The sequence below is a fragment of the Acinetobacter sp. DMC2 genome, from assembly GCF_056314305.1.
Window position 1 is genome coordinate 439,664 of record NZ_JBQUYP010000004.1, and the last position, 19,942, is coordinate 459,605.

The following is a 19,942-nucleotide window of genomic DNA, read 5'->3' on the forward strand; positions in this document are numbered from 1 at the left end:
AAAAAGTGCTATTACTACAGGAGAAATTATCTCTATCAGTATTACATAGCTACTTAGTTCAATGTAAGGGTTTGATGCTATTATTCAAGGCTTAACTAAATTTGTCTAATGGATGCTCACGATATTCATCATCGGCTTGTACAATCGTTTAACAATTAGAAAAATATCGATGGCTATTAATTGTTGATGAAAATGGCTTTTCAATTGCATTCTTGTGAATTACTCTAGGCGTGAATTGTTATGGGTTTAGTTCAATAATGTCTGACTTTCTGATTGATGAAGAATTACTTGCCGCCATAGATATGGGGTCGAACAGCTTTCACCTTGCAATTGCACGGGTAGATCATGGCGAAGTTAAAAAAGTTGCTTCGATGTCAGAAAAAGTACAGCTTGCAGCTGGTTTAGATGAAAATAAAAATTTAACGGAAGCCGCGCAGCAGCGTGGTTTAGCATGTTTAGCACGTTTTGTTGGAAGATTGAGCTCTGTTCAACCTAATCGTTTACGAATCGTGGCTACGAATGCCTTGCGTCAGGCAAAAAATGGTCATGAATTTATTCAAAAAGCTGCAGAAATTTTACCTAAACCTATTGAAATTATTGCAGGACGAGAAGAAGCTCGCCTGATCTATTTAGGTGTATCACATACCATGGCCAATGGTGGGCGTCGCTTAGTTGTTGATATTGGTGGTGGTTCTACCGAATTCATTATCGGTGAAGAGTTTGAACCTATTTACACTGAGTCATTACAAATGGGTTGTGTGGCTTATACAACGGCCTATTTTTCTGATGGCGAAATCACACAAAAAGCATTTGATAAGGCTGTAGTTGCTGCTCGTAAAGAACTTTCTGCTATTGCAACGACTTATAAAATGGAAGGGTGGGATACAGTCGTTGGTTCGAGTGGAACGATTAAGGCCTGTCGCCAAATTATGGTCAATATGGGCTTAAGTGATGAACAAGAGAATGTCACTCGAGAAGGCCTCTATAAACTTAAAGATAAATTACTTAAGTTTAAAAATGTTTCTGAAATTGATTTTGAAGGACTAAGAGAAGATCGACGAGCAGTTTTGCCAGCCGGATTGGCAATTTTGTACGCAGTTTTTGAAGTTTTAGAAATTGATCGTTTGGCATATTCTGATGGTGCATTACGCGAAGGTGTGATGTATGACCTGTTAGGTCGATTTAAACATGAAGATATCCGTGATCGTAGTGTACAGGCCTTAATGGGGCGTTATAACGCCGATCCGAAGCAAGCAGAAAGAGTTGTAAACACAGCACAACAATTATTTGATGGTGTTGCGAAATCTCTTAATTTAACGAGTGAAGACAGTGACTTACTGCGTCGAGCTGCTTATTTGCATGAAATTGGTTTAGCAATTAGTCATGGTGGTTATCATCGCCACGGTGCTTATTTATTACAGCACTCAGATATTCCAGGTTTCTCGCAAATCGACCAAAATCATCTTTCACATTTAGTGGCTCACCATCGTCGTAAATTGCGAAATGATGTAAAAAACGAAATTTTGAAGGCTGGTGGTCATAAATTACTTTACTTAAGTTTATTACTTCGCCTAGCAGTTTTACTCAACCATAGTCGAAGTGATCAGATGCTTCCTGCCATTGAACTGACCATCATAAATGATCAACAATGGCAGCTTAGTGTTTCTGGTGATGCCAAACAATGGCCATTGTTAGTTGCCGACTTGCACGATGAGCAAGAGCAGTTTAAGCATTGGGACATTGAATTGAATATTCAGTCGGAAAAATTTATCGATTAAAGGGATAATATTCGACCTATGAAAAAATCTACTCAGTCCAAAGCTTGGACAACGGTTCAAATTGCACGTCATCCTGAACGTCCGCAGTTTCTAGATTATGTCGGTGAAATCTTTACAGAGTTTGACGCCTTGCATGGTGATCGTTTGTTTGGTGACGATGGTGCGATGGTAGGTGGTCTTGCTCGTTTTGACGGTCAACCTGTGATGGTCATTGGACAACACCGTGGTCGTAGTACCCGTGAAAAATTAAAGCATAACTTCGGTATGGCTAACCCTGAGGGTTACCGTAAATCTCAACGCCTATTAGATATGGCTGAGCGTTTTAATCTTCCGGTCTTCACTTTTATTGATACGATGGGTGCTTACCCAGGTGTTGGTGCTGAAGAGCGTGGACAAGCTGAAGCAATTGCTACTAGCCTTGCTCAACTTTCAAGCTTGAAAGTTCCTGTTGTTGCAACAGTACTAGGTGAAGGTGGTTCTGGTGGTGCTTTAGGTATTGGTGTTGCTGACAGAGTCATTATGTTGTCACACAGTATCTATTCTGTGATTTCACCAGAAGGTTGTGCATCTATTTTGTGGAAAACTGCTGAAAAAGCGGCTCAAGCAAGCGAAGCTTTAGGTTTGACAGCAGACAAATTACAATCTCTAGGTATTGTTGAATATGTAGTAGATGAAGGCGAAGGAGCGCATTTAGACCCTGAGCAAGTCATGCAAAACCTAAAAGTAGTTTTGAAGCAAGCTTTGGATGAGTTGCTACCAATGGATGCAAATGAACGATGCGAAGAACGTTATCAACGTTTAATGAAGTTTGGCAGCGCAAATTTAGGCATAATGTCTTAAAGCAGGCTCAACTATTTTCAGAAAATAGTTCTTTTCTTATTGGATGTAGTGGTGGCATGGATTCTATGCTACTACTACATTTAATGTCTCAAATTTTCCCTCAAAAGATCCGAGTAATTTATATCGACCATCAACTGCAATCACAAAGTGCAGAGTGGGGGAAACTAGTCGCTGAACAAGCTGCTCGTTTAGATATTCCTTTTATTATTCAAAAAGTTCAGGTTACCGATGGTAATTTGGAAGCTCAAGCACGTCAGGCACGTTATCAAGCTTATCTACAGCATTTGCAAGCGAATGAAACTTTAGTACTTGCTCATCATCAGCAAGATCAGGCTGAAACGGTAATACTACGTTTATTATCGGGTGCAGGTGTTGATGGATTAGCCGCAATGCAATCTGTGGATTACCGTGTAGACATGACGATTTGGCGTCCTTTTTTAGACTTATCTCGTGAGCAAATTGCTGATTGGGCTACTCAACTTGAAATTGCGTATGTAAATGACCCGACAAATTACGATATTCATTATGATCGGGCGTGGTCGCGTGAGGAACTTTGGCCATTTTTACAAAACAGATTTCCTAAAATGCAGCAAGCACTGAGCCGAACCAGTTATCTCATGCAAGATGCTTCTGAAATTTTAGAAGAAGTTTTGAAAGCTGATTTAAAACATTGTGGTACTGCTGAGTGTCTAGACTTAACTAAACTTTTAGACTTATCAGTTGCCCGTCAACGTCAATTACTTTCAGTTTGGATGAAAGGTGATGGGCAATATCGACCTGCATTTGAAATGGTTGAGCGTTTAAAAAATGAAGTGATTGACTCAAAGTCTGATGCACAGGCAGCATTACACTGGAATCAGTTTTACTATGTCCGTTATCAACACCATCTTTATAGATTGAGTAAGCAAGTTTTTCTTGCTGAAAAATTAAACCCGGTTGAAGTAGAGTGGGAGCATCATTTCCAAATGGGGGAAATAGTGCATTACGCTTCAGGGCATTTTCAGATTACACAAAAAAATATCGGTTTGGCTCCATCTTTATTAAATAAAAAATTGACAATAATTCGACGCCAAGGTGGAGAAAAAGTCCACTTATATGGTCGTGTTGGACAATGGCCATTAAAAAAAGCAATTCAAGAAGCACATATTTTGCCTTGGCTTCGTCATACAATTCAAATATTAGTCATAGATAATGTTATGCTTGGGGTTTTTACACCGAAAGGATTTTGGTTGGCTCAGTCTCCGTATTGTGAGCAAGGAGGATGGCAACCAGATTTAATTTCTCATTCTTGTAATCTGGTAAATGGCGAATATGGTTATGGCAAGTGCAGTAAATTGTAATATCTGTTTTATTGGTGGCGGTAATATGGCCCAAGCGTTAATTGGCGGGCTCATTTCAAGAGGTTTACCACCGACACGTATTACCGTTTCAGATCCTGTTGAGCAGATCCGTCAATTATTACAAGAAAAAGAAGTCCATGTAACACAAGATAACGTGGCTGCGATTCAAAATGCTGATGTTGTCGTTCTAGCGGTAAAGCCGCAAGTTTTGGCGACTGTTTTACGTCCGTTGAAAGGTCTGTTATCAGATAAATTAGTCATTTCAATTATTGCTGGTGCTGAAATTCAAACGATATCAAACTTAATTGATAGCAATCGAATTGTTCGCGTTATGCCGAATACCCCAGCTCTAGTTCAAACTGGCGCGCACGGTATCTATGCAAATGATGTAGTAGGTACTTCGGATCGTGAATTAACAAGTCAGATTTTAGCGGCCACAGGCTTAACAATTTGGGTAAACTCCGAAGCTCAAATTGATGCGGTAACAGCAGTTTCTGGTTCAGGTCCTGCATATTTCTTCTATCTGATGGAAAGTATGATCCGTGCAGGTAAGAATTTAGGACTGGATGAAAAAGTTGCAACTGCGTTAACTCTTCAAACGGCGTTAGGTGCAGCTCAAATGGCAATTACCAGTTCAAACACTCCATCTGAACTTCGTAAGAATGTGACATCGCCAAATGGTACCACACAAGCCGCACTTGAAGTTTTTGACCGTGCACAAATCTCCCAAAATATTCAATCTGCATTGGCTGCTGCACAGAAGCGTAGCCAAGAATTGGCTCAAGAATTGAGTGACAGTGCGAAATAGCTTAAATAGGATAAGACAACTATGGGTGCAAATTCTGCGCTAATTTTTGGAATTTTAATTAATGTCGCGATTTTATTGGTCTTTTTCCGTTTTTTAATGCAATTGGCGGCAGTAAGTCCTTATAATCCTGTGGTTTTATCGACTGTAAAGGCGACTAAAATTGTTGATATTTTTGGCCGAATTTTTCCGACGGTCGCAAAAGGCCGATTTAATTTAGCTGCGCTAGCTCTTTTAATTATTTTGTATTTACTGAAAATTTTCGGTGTGATGTATCTTTCTGGTTCTATGCCAAATAGTCCGATTCATTTAGTGATTCTGACATTTGTGACTATGATTCAGGACTTGATCCGTTTCTGCCGTTATTTAATTTTTGCAACAATCATTTTGAGTTGGGTGGTTATGTTCACTCAATCGCGTTCACCTTATATTGAGGTGATTCAAGATTTGGCTGAACCATTGCTCGCGCCATTCCGTCGTTTATTGCCTAATATGGGAATGATTGACTTATCACCAATTTTGGCTTTTTTGGCGCTCTATATTGCCGAAATTTTAATGAATGAAGTTGCTAAAGTTCTCTTAACTGGTCTTTAAGCTAACTCAAAAAAAAGGGCTGTATTTCACAGCCCTTTTTTATTTCTATTAATTAATGGGCGTCATCCCAGTTTTGTCCTTGTCCTACTTCAACCACTAAAGGCACGGAAATTTCTACAACAGTTTCCATGACTTTTGCGATTTGTTTGGAAAGTTTTTCAGCAATCTTTTGATCGGCTTCAAAAACTAATTCATCGTGTACTTGAAGTAGTAATTTGGCTTGATCTTTTGGCAAGATTTTATCGACTTCAATCATCGCAATTTTAATAATATCAGCTGCACTACCTTGTAAAGGTGCATTGATTGCAGCACGTTCGGCAGCCTTACGCACCATCACATTTCGTGCATCAATATCTGGTGTATAAAGACGACGGCCTAAAATAGTTTCAACAAAGCCTTGCTCTGATGCAACTTGACGCGTGCGTTGCATATATTCATAGATGCCAGGGTAGCGTTGGAAATATTGCTTAATATAATTTTGCGATTCTTGACGTGTGAAACCTAACTGACGAATCAAACCAAACTCAGACATACCATACAGTAGACCAAAGTTTACTGCCTTAGCTTGACGACGTTGGTCATTGGTTACATCTTCAATTGCAATACCCAATACTTCAGCCGCAGTACGGCGGTGAACGTCTTGTCCGTGTTGGAACGCATGTACTAAAGCGTCATCTTGAGAAAAATGTGCCATTAAACGTAGTTCAATTTGCGAGTAATCGGCTGCTAGTAAAACTCGGCCTTCCGGTGCAATGAATGCTTTACGAATCTGACGGCCAATTTGTCTACGAATTGGAATATTTTGTAAGTTAGGATCAGAAGAGGAGAGACGGCCTGTCGCTGTAAGTGCTTGATGATAACTCGTATGTACACGATGCGTATCGTTATGAGATTGCTCAACCAGGCGGTCAGTATATGTACTTTTTAATTTTGCCAAACCACGATGTTCTAGAATAATTTCCGCTAAAGGATGTTCAATTTTTTCTAAAACACTTTCACTGGTGCTGTATTGTCCAGTTGCAGTTTTTTTACCGCCTTTGATTCCTAATTTATCAAATAAGATTTCGCCTACTTGCTTGGGTGAAGCGATATTAAAAGTTTCATCTGCAATTTCCATAGCCTGATTTTCAAGGCCTTCCATGGTTTTTGCAAATTCAACACTTAATTTATCTAAAAAAGCATGATCTAAACGAATACCATCTTCTTCCATGCCTGATAAAATTCGGGCAACTGGCATTTCGATGTTATATAAAATATTTTCTAACTCAGGAAATGGCTTAAGTTTGTTTGAAAGTACTTCATACAAGCGATAGGTCACATGTGCATCTTCTGCTGCATAGTGGGCAGCAACTTCAATCTCAATTTGATTAAAAGTCTTTTGTTTAGCACCTTTACCAGCAATTTGTTCAAAAGTGGTGGTTAAGTGACTTAAGTAGACACGAGCAACATCGTCCATGCCGTGACGAGTTGCTGCTGCATTTAGTACATAAGATGCCAGCATGCTATCGAAATACCAGCCTTTAAGGTCTATACCGTGATTAGCAAAGATATGGGCATCATATTTAAGATGATGACCGATTTTTTTAACCGCTTCATTTTCTAATACAGGCTTAATTAGAGCCAGAATTTGTTCACGGTCCAGTTGCTGCGGTGCATTTTCATAATTATGCGCTAAAGGCACATAGTAAGCATCTTGCGCATCAAAAGCGATTGAAAAACCAACCATCTCGGCAATACGGTAATCAAGGCTTGTAGTTTCTGTATCAATGGCAAAATGATCAGCATTTTGCATGCGTTGCAAGAGTTGATCCCATGCTTCTTGAGTTAAAACAGTATGATAATTTGCAGTCCCAAGTTGGTCATCTTGACTGGTTAAACTTGCCTGATCTTCGGTTTCTATAGCGTCAGCTGGTTTAATTTCATCTTGAACGACTACTTGTGAAACTTGTTGTTTATAAGTAGAGCTGTTCGGATTATTCGGATGATCAAGCGACTGTAACTGATTTCTAAACTCAAGCTCAGTATAGAGGTTGCGTAAAGCATCAACATTTGGATCGGTAAGCTTTAATTCATGCCAGTCGAGTTCTAAAGGAAGATCACAGACAATGCTAGCTAACTGGTGATCAAGCTTAATATTGTCTAAATTATCTTTAATATTTTGGCTAATCTTACCTTTAAGTTGATCTGCATTGGCAATAATATTCTCTAAAGTGCCATATTCAGTCAGTAACTTAGCTGCTGTTTTTGCACCTACGCCGGGAACACCCATGATGCCATCAGACGCATCACCCATTAGCGTTAAATAGTCGATAATCTGATTTGGCCAAACGCCAAATTTTTCAAATACACCGTCGGTGTCCATTACACGATCTTTAAAGCTATCTTCAAGTTTGACATGATCATTGACGAGCTGAGCCATGTCTTTATCTCCAGTTGAGATAAGTACATGATGCCCTTCAAGCACGGCACGTTTAGCAAGTGTACCGATAATGTCATCTGCCTCAGCGCCTGGAAGACTATATAAAGGAATGCCTTGGGCTTTAATTAATGCATGTAAATATGGAATCTGTTGAGATAACTCTTCAGGCATGGTTGGGCGATCACCTTTATAAATAGGTGAAAGCTTATGACGGAAAGTTGGCTCAGGCGTATCAAAAATTACGGCCATATGCGTCGGTTGCATACGACGCATAAGTTTTTGAATCGCAGAAATTGCTCCACGTATTGCATTGGTATGTAACCCTGTAGAGGTCGTCAATGGTGGTAATGCATGATATGCACGAAATAAAAAATAGGACCCATCAACCAAGACAAATGGTGGCATTGAACAATTCCTTAATTTGAATTACAGGTATTTTACGTGAAAACGGCTATGAATGCAGGATTATGATTTTTGCAGTATTTTGTATGTATAAATATACGCTTGTATTGGCTTGAAGTAAGATGACATGTAATGAAGGTGTCATATTGCTAAGCCCATGTATAAAAAAGACAAACAGGGAATGATCATTGTTTTGATCGCTTTGACTTTGTTTTTAGCCATTTCAATTGGTTTTAAATTCCAGAGTGCTGTTGCTGCTTTATCTATTGCACTTACTGTCGTACTGGTTCAGCTATTATCAAATCTGCATCAGCGTCTGATTCATTTAGAACAACAGTTTTCTCAGCAGAAAAAACCACTTTATTCTATTCATATGCAAACAATAGTAATTTATGCGGCCGCCTTGGTTGCATTAGTTGCTTATATGAATCACTGGATGTGGATTGCTGGTGGGGCATTACTGGTTTTATTGTTATGTTTAGTCCAAACAATTAGTGCGTTTCATACTCGACTGTTATACCTCGAGTCGGCAAAACCAACTGTTCATGTAAATGAAACTCTACAAACAGAAATTATAACTCCAGCGGTAGTGCAAGTTGATTCCAATAGTACAGACACGTTAATTCCTGTTGAAACGGCAATTTTAAATCACACAGAACAACCAACTCAGATACAGAGTACATGGTGGCAACCAGCAGTCGACTGGATGGTTCATGGCAATCCAATTTTAAGAGTTGCTGTCGCTGTGTTGATGGTTGGGGTGGTGTTGTTATTGCGTTTCGCAAGCGAGCACTGGCAACTTAGTTTAGGTGTAAAACTTGGTTTTATTGCAATTGCTGGAGGTGTATTAACGGCATTTGGATATAGCTTGCAAAAGAAAAATCAACTTTTTGCTGTGGCATTGCAGGGTGTAGGACTAGCTGTTGTATTCCTAACACTCGTGTTCTCACATCATTTTGGTGTAATTGCCAATCTAACTACAGCCAGTATTCTGTTTACGATCTTATTGGCTATTACGGTATTCCTAAGTTTAAAACAACAAGCTATTTATTTGGCAATTTTAGCACTCGGCATGGCCTATACAGCCCCTTTAGTTATTCCACAATATCGTCCAGATGTAGTCTTCCTATTTAGCTACTATTTGGTAATTAACTTAGCAGTTGCTGCGGTTAATTTTATTCAACCATGGAAAATCTTAAATCAGATTGCTTTCTTTGCCACAATGTTTATTGGTGGTAGCGCGATAGGTTTTTATGCAGAACCAGCAAAATTTGACACATTAGACTGGATTTTATGGTTACATATAGCTCTGTTTATTTGGCTTAGTGTCCGTTATAGCCAAAATATATCTCGAGTTTCAGCACGTGAACAACAAGAAGGCATTCGTTTACCTCCGCTCTTAGATGTTGGCCTTATTTTTAGTGTGCCTGTACTAGGCTTTACGCTACATGCCTATTTAGTTCATGAGTCTACTCAAGCGTTGACGATTGGTGCTGCTGTTTTGGCTGGTACTTATGCGGTATTAACTTTCTGGATCAAAAAGACCCATCCTCAACTTTCAGTTCTTGCTAAAAGCTTTTTCATCCTTGCCGTTGCATTTTTCGCTTTAATCTTTCCACTCGCGAAAGGGGCACATTGGACTGCGATTGGTTGGGTTGCTCAAGGTACGGCCCTCATTGTATGGGGAGTAACTGAGCGCTACCGTTTGAGCCGATATATTGGTGTAATTTTAGTTTTACTCAGTTCGGTTGCATTGTTTTATCAATTTTGGGCGAATGCAGAGTTCCCGACGCTAAGCACAAGCATTTATGCAATTGCCCAATTCATTTCGGCCTATTATTTATTGCAATACAACAGTAAAGAGCAACAGTATTTTAGCGCTAGCATGTTTAGCGGTATTTTCTTGTGTCTAGGGATGTATGCAGGCGCTATTGCTGGTATAGAAATTTTGACATGGCAACATCACGGCTTAAGTCCATATTTGATGATTGCGATACTATTATTATCAATATTTAGTGTAGTGGTTCACTACAAACTAAGGGTCCAATGGCAGAGCTTACAGTTAAGTTTAATTGGCCTGTTATTGGTGTTAATTTTGGGTGAGGCCTTTACCAGTCAAGTATTCAGCATATTTAAATGGCCGAGTATATTACAGCAGGGTACTTTCCTTATCGCAGCAACGCTTCTTAGTGCTTTATTCATTATGGCTCAACCGCAATCAGGTCAGTTTGGATCTTTAAAGGTCTGGTCTGGTTTGAGCTGGTTGGCATTAGCAACGGTTGGTTTGGCAATATTTCCACAAATGCCACTTGTTGCTCTGGCTTTTGTTCCAGTGGTTTATTCCCTTTGGGTGTATAAGGCTCATAAAACGACACTGTTACATCAAATTCCAGTGTGGTGTTTAAGCTTACTTTGGTTGCTAGTAGTGAGCGTAGATCGGCATTCTGCTGAGTATCTTTATTTTGTTCCTTTGATTAACTTAACAGACTTCCTTTCAATTTCAGTATTTGCTGGTCTACTCTTTATTATTTATCAGCATGCTTTTGATCAAGATAAATCACTGGAGTGGACTTTTAAAATTACAACAATTCTAGTGGGGTTGTTGGTATTCAGTAGTGTGGTGGTCAGAGGTTTGCACCATTACTGGGCGACACCACTCTGGAGCGCTGAAATTTGGAAAAATGGCTTGGTGCAGTTAAGTTTGACATTGCTCTGGGTTATTTTGGCATTCATTTTAACCACGTTCTCAAGCCGAAAAATGATTCGTCAATTATGGTTTGTAGGTGCTGCGCTTTTAGGGATTGTGGTATTAAAACTGATTTTGCTTGATCTATCGCAAAGTGCCACTTTAACTCGAGTCATTTCATTTATTGGCGCGGGTGGGGTAATGTTGATTATTGCTTATCTTGCGCCATTACCACCATCATCCGCTGTACAGAAAAATGAAGAGCCTAAGCTTTAGGCTCTCGATTTAATTCTTTTTGATTACTGTATTGATCGATATCATCTTCAGCAAAAACACTAGATGGTCGATCAATCAAACCCATTTTAGGAACAGGGATTTCGATTCGGTTATCTAAAAATCCATTTCGGATTCGTTCTTGCATCTCATCTCGAACTTTTAAAGAGTTCTCTTGTCGACACCACATTGTAAATAAAAGCTCAATTGATGATTCTCTGAATGCAGTAACTGTAACAGCGGGTTTAGGATCATCTAAAACAAGAGGATAATGAGCTGCTACATTCAGTAGAACCTCGCGGACTTTAATGATGTCTTCATGGAAGTTAATTGCAAGTGTAATTGGAATACGTCGTATAGGATATTTAGATAAGTTGTGCACGGGAGCACGAATGAGTTGTTCGTTTGGCAAACGAATATAGACATTGTCTAATGTAAGAAGCTTAACCGAAAGTAAATCAATCGAGATCACTTCACCTTCAATTGTATTTCCACGAATGAGCGTAATCTGGATCGTATCACCGACTTCAAATGAACCTTCACCAATCAAAAATAAACCACTGATTAAGTTACTGGCAGATGTTTGCGATGCAAAACCGAGGGCTACAGTTAAAATCCCTGCCGCGCCAAGAAACACACTCAGTTTAAAACCAGCTTCTTTTAAACTCGTCATAATGAAGAGTAAAAAAATGAAATAAAAAATACCACGGCGCCACACCAGACGTTGATGAGCATTAAAACGTGCGCCAATGGTTCTAATAAACGTATTCGAAATAATACGAGCAAGAACAAAGCCAATGAAACACAGTACAACAGCAACTAAAATTTCACTAATACGTTCGGTATTAATATTGGTAAATATGCTTTTGAGGCTATCAGCGATATCTTTTGGAATATTTGAATCAGCCATATAACCCTCTTAAAAGAATGAATCAAACATATTGAATAATGCTCCACCAGGTGAACGTGGTGGGTGAACATAGGTCACTTCACCAGCAAGAGGAGGCGTACGGTTTTCAATACGAATACGTGCGGGACGATCAGAACCTTCATAATAAACTTTAATTTGAGAAGTCCATAAACGACCAGTACTTTCACTATAAAAAAGAGGAAGGGCCGTAACTGGCACATTCATACGATCAAAGCGTAATTGATGATTACTGGTGTTGTGAAAATCAATCGGTGTAACCGCACGAAAAGCTCGAGGTGTTAACAGGTTTAAATCGGTACGCCCATCTACAGAAGTGGCATAACAAATTTCACCTTGCTGGGCATTAGGACCAAACCATGTATCTTTAGGTTGAATCACAGGAATCTCAAACAAAGGCTCATGCTGACTTTCAACTAAACCTGCAATCCATAGTGGTGTACTTATATATAGAGTCCCACGTTGTCCCGCTGGAATGTAGATAGGATCAACGGGTTTAATGACTACAGAACGGTCTGCCAGACGGGGCATAAGTAAAAATTCTGGATTAGTTTTCCGAAACATGTAGCGTTCTACTTGAACAGTATGCGGAAAGGCAAAATTCGGATCGGCAATTGGATGCCAATCTTGCTCATTATCGTCTTGAAGAGAGGGGCGATAATATTCAATACGCCATTCTTTTATGCCACGTGTTAAACGAAAGAGCATTGAACCGAATTGCCACGCTTTGGACTGGTTAATTTCAAAGTGCTGTTCACCCCACCATTTTAAAGAATTCTGGGGGCGAGGCTGATATTCATTATTTTCAAACAAGACGTAAAATTCCTCTATCGAGTTGTTAAACAGACTTCACGCTGTAATCTGCTTAGAGTACACTCAAAATCATCTTACTCATCATTATAAATTGTGATGCAAATATTGAAACAAATACAAGTTCCATATAGTTTTGCCAAGCGTCATGGTGTTTTATTTCGTTATGACGGTGATCAAGTATTTATTATTAGACGTCAAAACACTGAAAAAATTGCATTGCAGGAAGCAAGACGAATTCTAGGTAAGCCAGCTCACTTCCAATTATGTACTGAACAAGAATTTAATACTCTCTTAAGTACAAGCTATGCCGGCGATACAGGGGAATCACAACAAGTTGCAGCAGGTTTAGAAGATCATCCTGATTTATTAAGTTTGGCCGATCAGGTTCCTGAGACAGAAGATTTGATGGATCAGGAAGATGACGCGCCTATTGTTCGTTTGATCAATGCACTACTTTCAGAGGCAATTCGAGTAGGGGCTTCTGATATTCACATTGAAGCTTTCGAAAAGAAATTATCTGTACGATTACGTGTAGACGGTCAATTACGTGAAGTTGTACAGCCGCGCCGTGAGTTGGCACCGTTGCTGGTTTCACGTATTAAAGTCATGGCAAAACTCGATATTGCAGAAAAGCGTGTGCCACAAGATGGGCGTATTTCTTTACGCCTTGCAGGCCGAGAGGTAGATGTTCGTGTTTCGACTTTACCATCTTCACATGGTGAAAGGGTCGTAATGCGTTTGCTCGACAAACAAGCTGGTCGACTTAATATGATCCATTTAGGACTGATGGCAAATGACTATGAGCGTTTAACTCAGTTAGTACATCGCCCTCATGGCATTATTTTGGTTACAGGGCCTACAGGTTCGGGGAAAACAACGACTTTGTATGCGGCCTTATCTGATCTAAATGATAATACGCGCAATATCTTAACTGCCGAAGATCCAATCGAATATCAACTTGAAGGCATTGGTCAAACACAAGTGAATACCAAAGTGGATATGACGTTTGCTCGTGCTTTAAAGGCAATGTTGCGTCAAGATCCAGATGTAGTGATGGTAGGTGAGATTCGTGATTTGGAAACGGCTGAAATTGCAGTACAAGCATCGTTAACAGGCCACTTGGTTTTATCGACACTACATACCAATACCGCTATTGGTGCGGTTACTCGACTTAAAGATATGGGAATCGAGCCTTTCTTATTATCAAGCTCTTTAATTGGGGTGATTGCTCAACGTTTGGTTCGTACTTTATGTCCACATTGTATGACATGGCGTGAAGCCGATACTTTTGAAAAACAGGTTTTTCAACATATTCATAAGGAACCATTGTTGCAGTTACCTGAAGCCAAAGGATGTGATCATTGCTCACATTTAGGATTTAATGGACGTACAGCCATTTATGAAATCGTACCTGTTGATGAGCCAATGCGTCGCCTTATTCATGGCAATGCGGCTGAATATGAGTTAGAAAATCATGCTCGTCAGTATTCGGGTTCTATTCGTGATGATGGTCTGCGCAAAGTACTCGCAGGTAAAACGACACTTGAAGAAGTGCTTCGAGTAACCAATGAGGCAAGCGAAGTCTAATCTGTAACACGTAATAAAAATGCCCGATATGATTCGGGCATTTTTTTATATCGAAACTTATTCAGTCACAATATTAAAAGTTACATCAATATTGTTACGAGTTGCATTTGAATATGGGCAAACAATATGAGCTGCTGCAACTAACTTTTCAGCTTCTTCACGGTCCATACCCACTAAGTAAACATTTAAAGTTACTTCGATGCTGAAACCTGTAGGAATTGGACCAATACCCACTTCACCTTCTACATAAGCATCTTTGCTAATATTAAATTTATCGCGGTTTGCAACAAATTTTAAAGCTCCTAAAAAGCATGCTGAATAGCCAGCTGCAAATAATTGCTCAGGGTTTGTTACGGCACCACCAGCGCCACCCATTTCTTTAGGTACGCCAAGTTGTACATCTAATACACCGTCAGATGAAGTTGCACGGCCATCACGACCACCGGTTGCTTTAGCTTTTGCGCGATAAACAACTTTTTCTAATGACATCGTTTTTATTCCTAAAATAAATTGAATACAAATATATCGTACACGACTTAATTATTTTGACAAGTATATTTTTTGAAAAAATTGCTGTTTATTTGACTAGGTTTGTACGGAGTTTGGTAAGTTGATCTTTCAGGCCTAATAGTGTTGTCATATCACATGAACTTGCTTCTAGTACACCTGCTGGAATATCCAATGCTTGATCTTTTAATTTTTTTCCTTCATCGCTAAGTGTAATAATCACTTGTCTCTCGTCTTGAGTTGAGCGGGTACGATGAAGCAAATGCAGGACTTGTAACTTTTTCAAGATAGGAGTGAGGGTGGATGATTCTAAAAAAAGTTTAGCTCCAATTTCTGAAACAGTCACTTCATCTTGCTCCCATAACACTAACATCACTAAATATTGGGGGTAGGTAAGCCCCAAAGGCGCGAGAAGTTTTCTGTAGAGTTGATTAAGCGCTAAATTTGTTGAATAAATGAGGAAACATAATTGATTCTCAAGCTTTAAGTTTTGACAGTCTTGGTCCATATATTCCTCAAAAGAAACTCATATTGCTTTTGTAGTATATCGCGTTCTATTCAGTTTCTTAAATGTTCATCAGAATAGGTTATGAATAAAGTAAATTAAGAGACATAAAAAATGGAATAATTAATCCAATTATTCCATAACATAAAAATATTTTAGATAAAATTGTCTACCACAGATCTGCAATTTTTTTCATTAAACGCGCACGATATTTAGCGGTAGGATTATTTGCATTGCGTTGTTGCTCTTGTTCATAAAAATCTTGCCATGCAGTAATCATTTCAAGCGTTGTTCCTTGTTTTTTAATCATAGAAACATCTGCTGGCTGAATATTTTCTAAACGTTGTCTTGCGCCTTCTGCACCCGTTCCCCATCCAATTATTCTCTGGCCAAATGCAGGCAAAGGAATATCTTTAGGAGTAGAGGGGAGAATATCTGATTTGAGCTGTGCCGTTGGTGAAACGAAATGATTCGTTGTCCCAAACTCAGCATAACAATGAATATTTGCCCCCAAGCAAAAAAAGCTAAATAAGTATTTCCACATGAATAATTAAACTTTTAATAGTGAATTAATTTACGGTGTGTCATTAGAGGCATTGAAGAGCGGACGAGATCTTGCGCCGTTAGATCAAAGGGTACAGTAATTAAACCATTTCCTTCATATCCAACCATACTTAAAATTTGGCCACGACTATCAGTTGCCCCAGAGTGTCCCCAGGTCTGTCGTTTTTCACCATGCCAGCCCTGTTGTGCTGCACCTAAAACATAACATTGGCTATCCATTGCCCGAGCTTGTAACAAAAGTTGCCAGTGCATTTGTCCAGTTGTATAGGTAAATGCAGCAGGGGCAGTAAGAATATGAGCGCCTTGTTGTCTTAGCGTTAGAGCAAGCTCTGGAAAACGCAAGTCATAACATACCATTAAGCCAATATTGCCAAAAGGGGTAGATGTGACTACTACGTCTGTTCCTGGTTCAAAGAAACGAGACTCCTGATAACCACCAACAGCATCACGAACTTGTACATCAAATAAATGGATCTTGTCATAACGCGCTTCTGTACGCTCAGGACTAATACAGAGGCTAACAGTTCGGACGCGACCATCTTGAATAGTGGAACCATCTGGACGGAATGGGCAAGGTAAGGTGCCAGCCACAATCCAGATTTGATATTGATGTGCGAGTTTCTCAAGCCTTTGTTGAATAGATTCAAATTGCTCAGCAGTTTCACGTTGTTTTCCAGCAGCAAAACATACAAAGTTTTCAGGAAAAACAATCAAACTGGCATTTTGTGCCTTGCTCTGTTGAATCAAAGACTCAATGACTTGAAAATTATTTTCAATATCATCTTGAGAGTTCATTTGAGCAACAGAAACGAGGGTCATATTCTAATCCAGCTTAATGGTGAAAATCAGGCATTTTGCTTGTCCGATACCTGTTCGAGAGTATCTTGTTCTTTCTGTAACTGCTTAACAAGTGGCTCAAACATATTCTGATTGTTTGCATTGAGTTTCATCAATGTCTTATGTGCATCCAGAACAGTTCTTAGCATTGCATTATGAGTGATTTGTTCATCTGTTAACGTTAATGTGCAAACGTTAGGATCACCACAATAATTCAAAATGACAAAAACCTGCCCTAGCCCCATACTGTTGGCTAAGGTTGTGATATCTGGATTGGTAGATAGCATCACAGCTTGAATATGATGAGTCTGTTTAAGCTTTAAACCCAGCTTAGCTAGGATGCCTAATACAGTACTATCAATAAATGTTGTTTGGGTTAAATCAACGATTGCACCTACAACATTCTCTTGCTGTTCAATTCTGTTTAAAAGTTTGTCTAGACTTATACAAGAATGGGCTCGCACTTCACCAATAAGTTTGAAAATATGCGTTCCATTTAAACTTGCATATTCAACATGACCTGTTGACATATAAATGCCATTTTCAGAGAAGGATAGAAAAATTATCACATAGTGCCATCTCAGACTCAAGAGTCCTTAAGTCGTATATTATGTAATTAATTGATTCGTAAATTAATTCATTCGACAAAGACTGAAGATGGCAATATCATCGGCCACATGATCGGGTGCTTGAAATGATTGATTTTGCAAATGATGGACCAATTGTTGGAACTGATCGTTTAAACCGCCATCAAAAGGTTCGAGGGCTCCATCCGAGCAAACAATAAAGCGAGCATGGCGATTTAATGTACAAATATGCTCTTCAACTTCAAGTTCATCAGTTAAACCTAGTGGGAAACTGCTCGTTGTTAGAATCTTCGGTGCCTGATTAGGCTCAAAAATGATAGGAGGTGGGTAGTGCCCAGCACTTGACCAGCGAAGAGTATGTGTTTCAAGGTTTAAAATACCCACCACAATCGTAATGTGCTTTTCGATATTCTCTTGAACTAACATCCCATTTAATTTTTTTATTAATTGTCTTGGGGTTTTAGAGCGACCATGAAATGCTGCCATCCATGATGTTAATAAACTACTGGTTACACCATGACCTGAAACATCAGCAAGATAGAATAAAACTTCTTTGTCATTTAATTTCCAATAGTCGTACCAATCACCGGAAAGGTAAGCGGAAGGCTGAAAGAAAGTTTCGACTTCATAATTTAATAAATCAATTGGATTCGGCAATAAACGTTTTTGCAGTTCAGCTGCCGAAGGTAAATCACGACTATCTTGGTTACGCTTATATTGAGCATCAATTTTTGATAGGGCTTTATTTAAATCACTAGGTAACTGATTCCATACCCAGCCTGCAAGAGCACCTGCTTCCCATGCATGTGCTAAAGCGGTACCTTCATGTTCAAAAGCAATTACAACCGTTGGCAAATTCCATTTATAAGTCAGGAAATCTTGTACATCTGCAATTGCAATGATGGTTGGATCATATAAATCTAAATCATCTATGTTAATGACTTGTAAGCCTGGAAGTTTATCCAAAGCTTGCTCTAAATAAGGAATAGAGCGTGTCGGTTTAATAAAATACATAGAAGATATGGTAGTCCTTTTATATGATCACTTTATTCATCATAGAGTATGTATGATCAAAATCAAGGTATTGCCGAACTCTTAATCCAAGCAACACCTTTATTTCATGTTAAGGGTTTTGATTCTCATCTGGTGTATCTTCTGAGTCATCATCAATGAAAGATACGTCAGCTGAGTCACCTTTCTTCTCTGCAATTTGGAATGCTTTACGCTGGAGATATAAGTCTCGAATCATAGCGTATTGATCACCTTGTAAGGTTTGATCTAAGTCAAGATATTGAGCACGTGTATCCACGGCTTGTAATAGATTACTCGACCAATAAAGACCTTCTTGATCATCCATAACGTATTTTTGTGGGCGAGCTTGGGCATCTACTGCTAAACCAAAACCATCACGTAAGGTGCTTGGACCAAAAAAAGGCAACATAAGGAATGGACCGGAAGGAACGCCATAGTAGCCAAGAGTTACACCAAAATTCTCTTCTTCAGTTGGTAAGCCTAAGCGACTTGCTGGATCAGCCAAACCAAGAGTAGTTAAAGTGTTAATCGTAAATCGGCCTAAAGTTTTTGCTGCACGACCAGGGCGGCCTTGAATAAGCTGATTGACAGCATTCCATGGTTCACCAAGATTTTTACGGAACTGGCGATAAGAACCACGTACATCTTCTGGGGTTTTTTCTCTATATTGAACAGCAACTGGGCGTAAAAAATTACGATCCAACATATCATTAAAAGAATAAATTGGACGGTTCAATGATTGCAAAGGATCTTTGACAAGATCTGGTTGAGCTGCATTTGCATTAATTTTTAAATCTTTAACTTTAATGTTTTTTAAATCTTTAATAATTTGTGAACGGGGATGGTTTGGCCCTGTTTCTTCTAATGAACTCGCATTAGCAGATTCACTTACCGTGTTTTCTTGAGCATATATAGAGGTACAAACACCTACAGATAACACGCTTAGTAAAATTAAATTAGAATAATTCATATAATTCCTTAACCGCCAGCCAGGCTAATACTTAATGTGCAGTTGGGTGGAGATATGTTTTAATACAAAATTGATAACCTATTATCAATGTAAAATTGATCAAATAATATAGATAAAATGCTAAAAAGGCTAAAAAACGAACATGCAGTGATATTAAATTAAAAAAGGGGTTGCCAAAGGTTTTTAATGGTCTATAATGCACATCCATCGGCGGTGATGCAGATAAGAACTTGTTGAAAAACAGTTACTTGGAATTAAGTTGGTTACTTTAAGTGATGAATTTGATGAGAAGTTTGTTTTGAGACTAAGTTTTAAAAATATCGAAATTACCTGTTGACTTTTAAGAGATTAAGAGTAATATAGCCGACCTAGCTTGCTGGTGACGAACCAGGAAGAAGATCATTAAGAGAATTGAAGAACAACTTGTGTGGATTTTTACTGATTGATTAATCGAAATATTATCATTGATTGATTG

General features: G+C 39.0%; 17 protein-coding genes. 7 read left to right on the plus strand and 10 right to left on the minus strand.

What is annotated here, in order from left to right:
- Positions 1-257: 257 nt before the first annotated feature.
- Genes ppx through ACT53H_RS11195 form a run of 5 tightly spaced genes read left to right on the plus strand, consistent with a single transcriptional unit; the run spans position 258 to position 5,357 of the window.
- Positions 258-1,778, plus strand: coding sequence for an exopolyphosphatase (gene ppx / locus ACT53H_RS11175; protein ID WP_004794521.1), 1,521 nt, complete (start codon positions 258-260; stop codon positions 1,776-1,778).
- A gap of 18 nt (positions 1,779-1,796) precedes the next feature.
- Positions 1,797-2,618 (plus strand): acetyl-CoA carboxylase carboxyltransferase subunit alpha, encoded by an 822-nt coding sequence (locus ACT53H_RS11180; protein WP_004794519.1) that lies wholly within the window; start codon positions 1,797-1,799, stop codon positions 2,616-2,618.
- Positions 2,555-3,958 carry a tRNA lysidine(34) synthetase TilS gene (tilS, locus tag ACT53H_RS11185; protein ID WP_151963953.1) on the plus strand — a complete coding sequence of 468 codons (1,404 nt, stop codon included), beginning with the start codon at positions 2,555-2,557 and terminating at the stop codon, positions 3,956-3,958. The genes ACT53H_RS11180 and tilS overlap by 64 nt, the downstream gene beginning before the upstream one ends.
- Positions 3,930-4,766, plus strand: coding sequence for a pyrroline-5-carboxylate reductase (gene proC, locus ACT53H_RS11190; protein WP_081399200.1), 837 nt, complete (start codon positions 3,930-3,932; stop codon positions 4,764-4,766). The genes tilS and proC overlap by 29 nt, the downstream gene beginning before the upstream one ends.
- A gap of 21 nt (positions 4,767-4,787) precedes the next feature.
- The gene (locus ACT53H_RS11195; RefSeq protein WP_004794512.1) at positions 4,788-5,357 is read left to right on the plus strand and encodes a YggT family protein; all 570 of its coding nucleotides are present in this window, start codon (positions 4,788-4,790) and stop codon (positions 5,355-5,357) included.
- A gap of 52 nt (positions 5,358-5,409) precedes the next feature.
- Here the strand turns inward: ACT53H_RS11195 and polA are convergent, their stop codons facing one another.
- Positions 5,410-8,181, minus strand: a complete 2,772-nt coding sequence (gene polA, locus ACT53H_RS11200) for a DNA polymerase I (protein WP_476009243.1) — start codon at positions 8,179-8,181, stop codon at positions 5,410-5,412.
- A 154-nt stretch (positions 8,182-8,335) separates the two neighbouring features.
- Between polA and ACT53H_RS11205 the strand changes: the two genes are divergently transcribed.
- Positions 8,336-11,140 (plus strand): DUF2339 domain-containing protein, encoded by a 2,805-nt coding sequence (locus tag ACT53H_RS11205; RefSeq protein ID WP_476009244.1) that lies wholly within the window; start codon positions 8,336-8,338, stop codon positions 11,138-11,140.
- On the opposite strand, the gene ACT53H_RS11210 is transcribed toward ACT53H_RS11205, so the two are convergent.
- Together ACT53H_RS11210 and ACT53H_RS11215 are read right to left on the minus strand one after the other, a co-directional pair.
- Positions 11,130-12,047: a mechanosensitive ion channel family protein gene (locus ACT53H_RS11210; protein ID WP_174738969.1), complete on the minus strand. Its 918-nt coding sequence runs from the start codon at positions 12,045-12,047 to the stop codon at positions 11,130-11,132. The two genes, ACT53H_RS11205 and ACT53H_RS11210, sit on opposite strands and share 11 nt — an antisense overlap.
- 9 nt (positions 12,048-12,056) lie before the next feature.
- Entirely contained in the window at positions 12,057-12,878 is an 822-nt protein-coding gene (locus ACT53H_RS11215; protein ID WP_151822292.1) for a hypothetical protein, read from the minus strand.
- Positions 12,879-12,974: 96 nt separating this feature from the next.
- On the opposite strand from ACT53H_RS11215, the gene gspE reads away from it, so the two are divergent.
- A complete protein-coding gene (gene gspE, locus ACT53H_RS11220) occupies positions 12,975-14,465 on the plus strand; it encodes a type II secretion system ATPase GspE (RefSeq protein WP_476009245.1) in 1,491 nt (496 codons plus the stop codon).
- Positions 14,466-14,522: 57 nt separating this feature from the next.
- Here the strand turns inward: gspE and ACT53H_RS11225 are convergent, their stop codons facing one another.
- The 7 genes from ACT53H_RS11225 to ACT53H_RS11255 all read right to left on the minus strand — a co-directional run bounded on the left by ACT53H_RS11225 (position 14,523) and on the right by ACT53H_RS11255 (position 19,467).
- Positions 14,523-14,954, minus strand: a complete 432-nt coding sequence (locus ACT53H_RS11225) for an organic hydroperoxide resistance protein (RefSeq protein WP_002117290.1) — start codon at positions 14,952-14,954, stop codon at positions 14,523-14,525.
- Between the two features lie 88 nt (positions 14,955-15,042).
- Entirely contained in the window at positions 15,043-15,480 is a 438-nt protein-coding gene (locus tag ACT53H_RS11230) for a MarR family winged helix-turn-helix transcriptional regulator (protein WP_476009246.1), read from the minus strand.
- Positions 15,481-15,646: 166 nt separating this feature from the next.
- Positions 15,647-16,021 carry a DUF4951 domain-containing protein gene (locus ACT53H_RS11235; RefSeq protein WP_004794496.1) on the minus strand — a complete coding sequence of 125 codons (375 nt, stop codon included), beginning with the start codon at positions 16,019-16,021 and terminating at the stop codon, positions 15,647-15,649.
- Positions 16,022-16,035: 14 nt separating this feature from the next.
- On the minus strand, positions 16,036-16,860 hold the full coding sequence (locus tag ACT53H_RS11240) for a carbon-nitrogen hydrolase family protein (RefSeq protein WP_476009247.1): 825 nt from the start codon (positions 16,858-16,860) through the stop codon (positions 16,036-16,038).
- Between the two features lie 26 nt (positions 16,861-16,886).
- The gene (gigB, locus tag ACT53H_RS11245; protein WP_002117273.1) at positions 16,887-17,408 is read right to left on the minus strand and encodes an anti-anti-sigma factor GigB; all 522 of its coding nucleotides are present in this window, start codon (positions 17,406-17,408) and stop codon (positions 16,887-16,889) included.
- Between the two features lie 102 nt (positions 17,409-17,510).
- Positions 17,511-18,479: an RsbU family protein phosphatase GigA gene (gene gigA / locus ACT53H_RS11250; protein ID WP_174759460.1), complete on the minus strand. Its 969-nt coding sequence runs from the start codon at positions 18,477-18,479 to the stop codon at positions 17,511-17,513.
- 109 nt (positions 18,480-18,588) lie between these two features.
- Complete coding sequence (locus tag ACT53H_RS11255; protein ID WP_004794490.1) at positions 18,589-19,467, minus strand: MlaA family lipoprotein; 879 nt, start codon at positions 19,465-19,467, stop codon at positions 18,589-18,591.
- Positions 19,468-19,942 lie beyond the last annotated feature (475 nt).

What these genes read in the sequence shown, in the direction of transcription:
- ACT53H_RS11235 (WP_004794496.1), bottom strand. Translation starts at nt 16,021, where the DNA reads ATGTGGAAATACTTATTTAGCTTTTTTTGCTTGGGGGCAAATATTCAT.
- proC (WP_081399200.1), top strand. Translation starts at nt 3,930, where the DNA reads ATGGTTATGGCAAGTGCAGTAAATTGTAATATCTGTTTTATTGGTGGC.
- ACT53H_RS11210 (WP_174738969.1), bottom strand. Translation starts at nt 12,047, where the DNA reads ATGGCTGATTCAAATATTCCAAAAGATATCGCTGATAGCCTCAAAAGC.
- ACT53H_RS11225 (WP_002117290.1), bottom strand. Translation starts at nt 14,954, where the DNA reads ATGTCATTAGAAAAAGTTGTTTATCGCGCAAAAGCTAAAGCAACCGGT.
- ACT53H_RS11240 (WP_476009247.1), bottom strand. Translation starts at nt 16,860, where the DNA reads ATGACCCTCGTTTCTGTTGCTCAAATGAACTCTCAAGATGATATTGAA.
- ACT53H_RS11180 (WP_004794519.1), top strand. Translation starts at nt 1,797, where the DNA reads ATGAAAAAATCTACTCAGTCCAAAGCTTGGACAACGGTTCAAATTGCA.
- gigA (WP_174759460.1), bottom strand. Translation starts at nt 18,479, where the DNA reads ATGTATTTTATTAAACCGACACGCTCTATTCCTTATTTAGAGCAAGCT.
- ACT53H_RS11255 (WP_004794490.1), bottom strand. Translation starts at nt 19,467, where the DNA reads ATGAATTATTCTAATTTAATTTTACTAAGCGTGTTATCTGTAGGTGTT.
- ppx (WP_004794521.1), top strand. Translation starts at nt 258, where the DNA reads ATGTCTGACTTTCTGATTGATGAAGAATTACTTGCCGCCATAGATATG.
- gigB (WP_002117273.1), bottom strand. Translation starts at nt 17,408, where the DNA reads ATGTCAACAGGTCATGTTGAATATGCAAGTTTAAATGGAACGCATATT.
- ACT53H_RS11205 (WP_476009244.1), top strand. Translation starts at nt 8,336, where the DNA reads ATGTATAAAAAAGACAAACAGGGAATGATCATTGTTTTGATCGCTTTG.
- gspE (WP_476009245.1), top strand. Translation starts at nt 12,975, where the DNA reads ATGCAAATATTGAAACAAATACAAGTTCCATATAGTTTTGCCAAGCGT.
- ACT53H_RS11230 (WP_476009246.1), bottom strand. Translation starts at nt 15,480, where the DNA reads ATGGACCAAGACTGTCAAAACTTAAAGCTTGAGAATCAATTATGTTTC.
- tilS (WP_151963953.1), top strand. Translation starts at nt 2,555, where the DNA reads ATGCGAAGAACGTTATCAACGTTTAATGAAGTTTGGCAGCGCAAATTT.
- polA (WP_476009243.1), bottom strand. Translation starts at nt 8,181, where the DNA reads ATGCCACCATTTGTCTTGGTTGATGGGTCCTATTTTTTATTTCGTGCA.
- ACT53H_RS11195 (WP_004794512.1), top strand. Translation starts at nt 4,788, where the DNA reads ATGGGTGCAAATTCTGCGCTAATTTTTGGAATTTTAATTAATGTCGCG.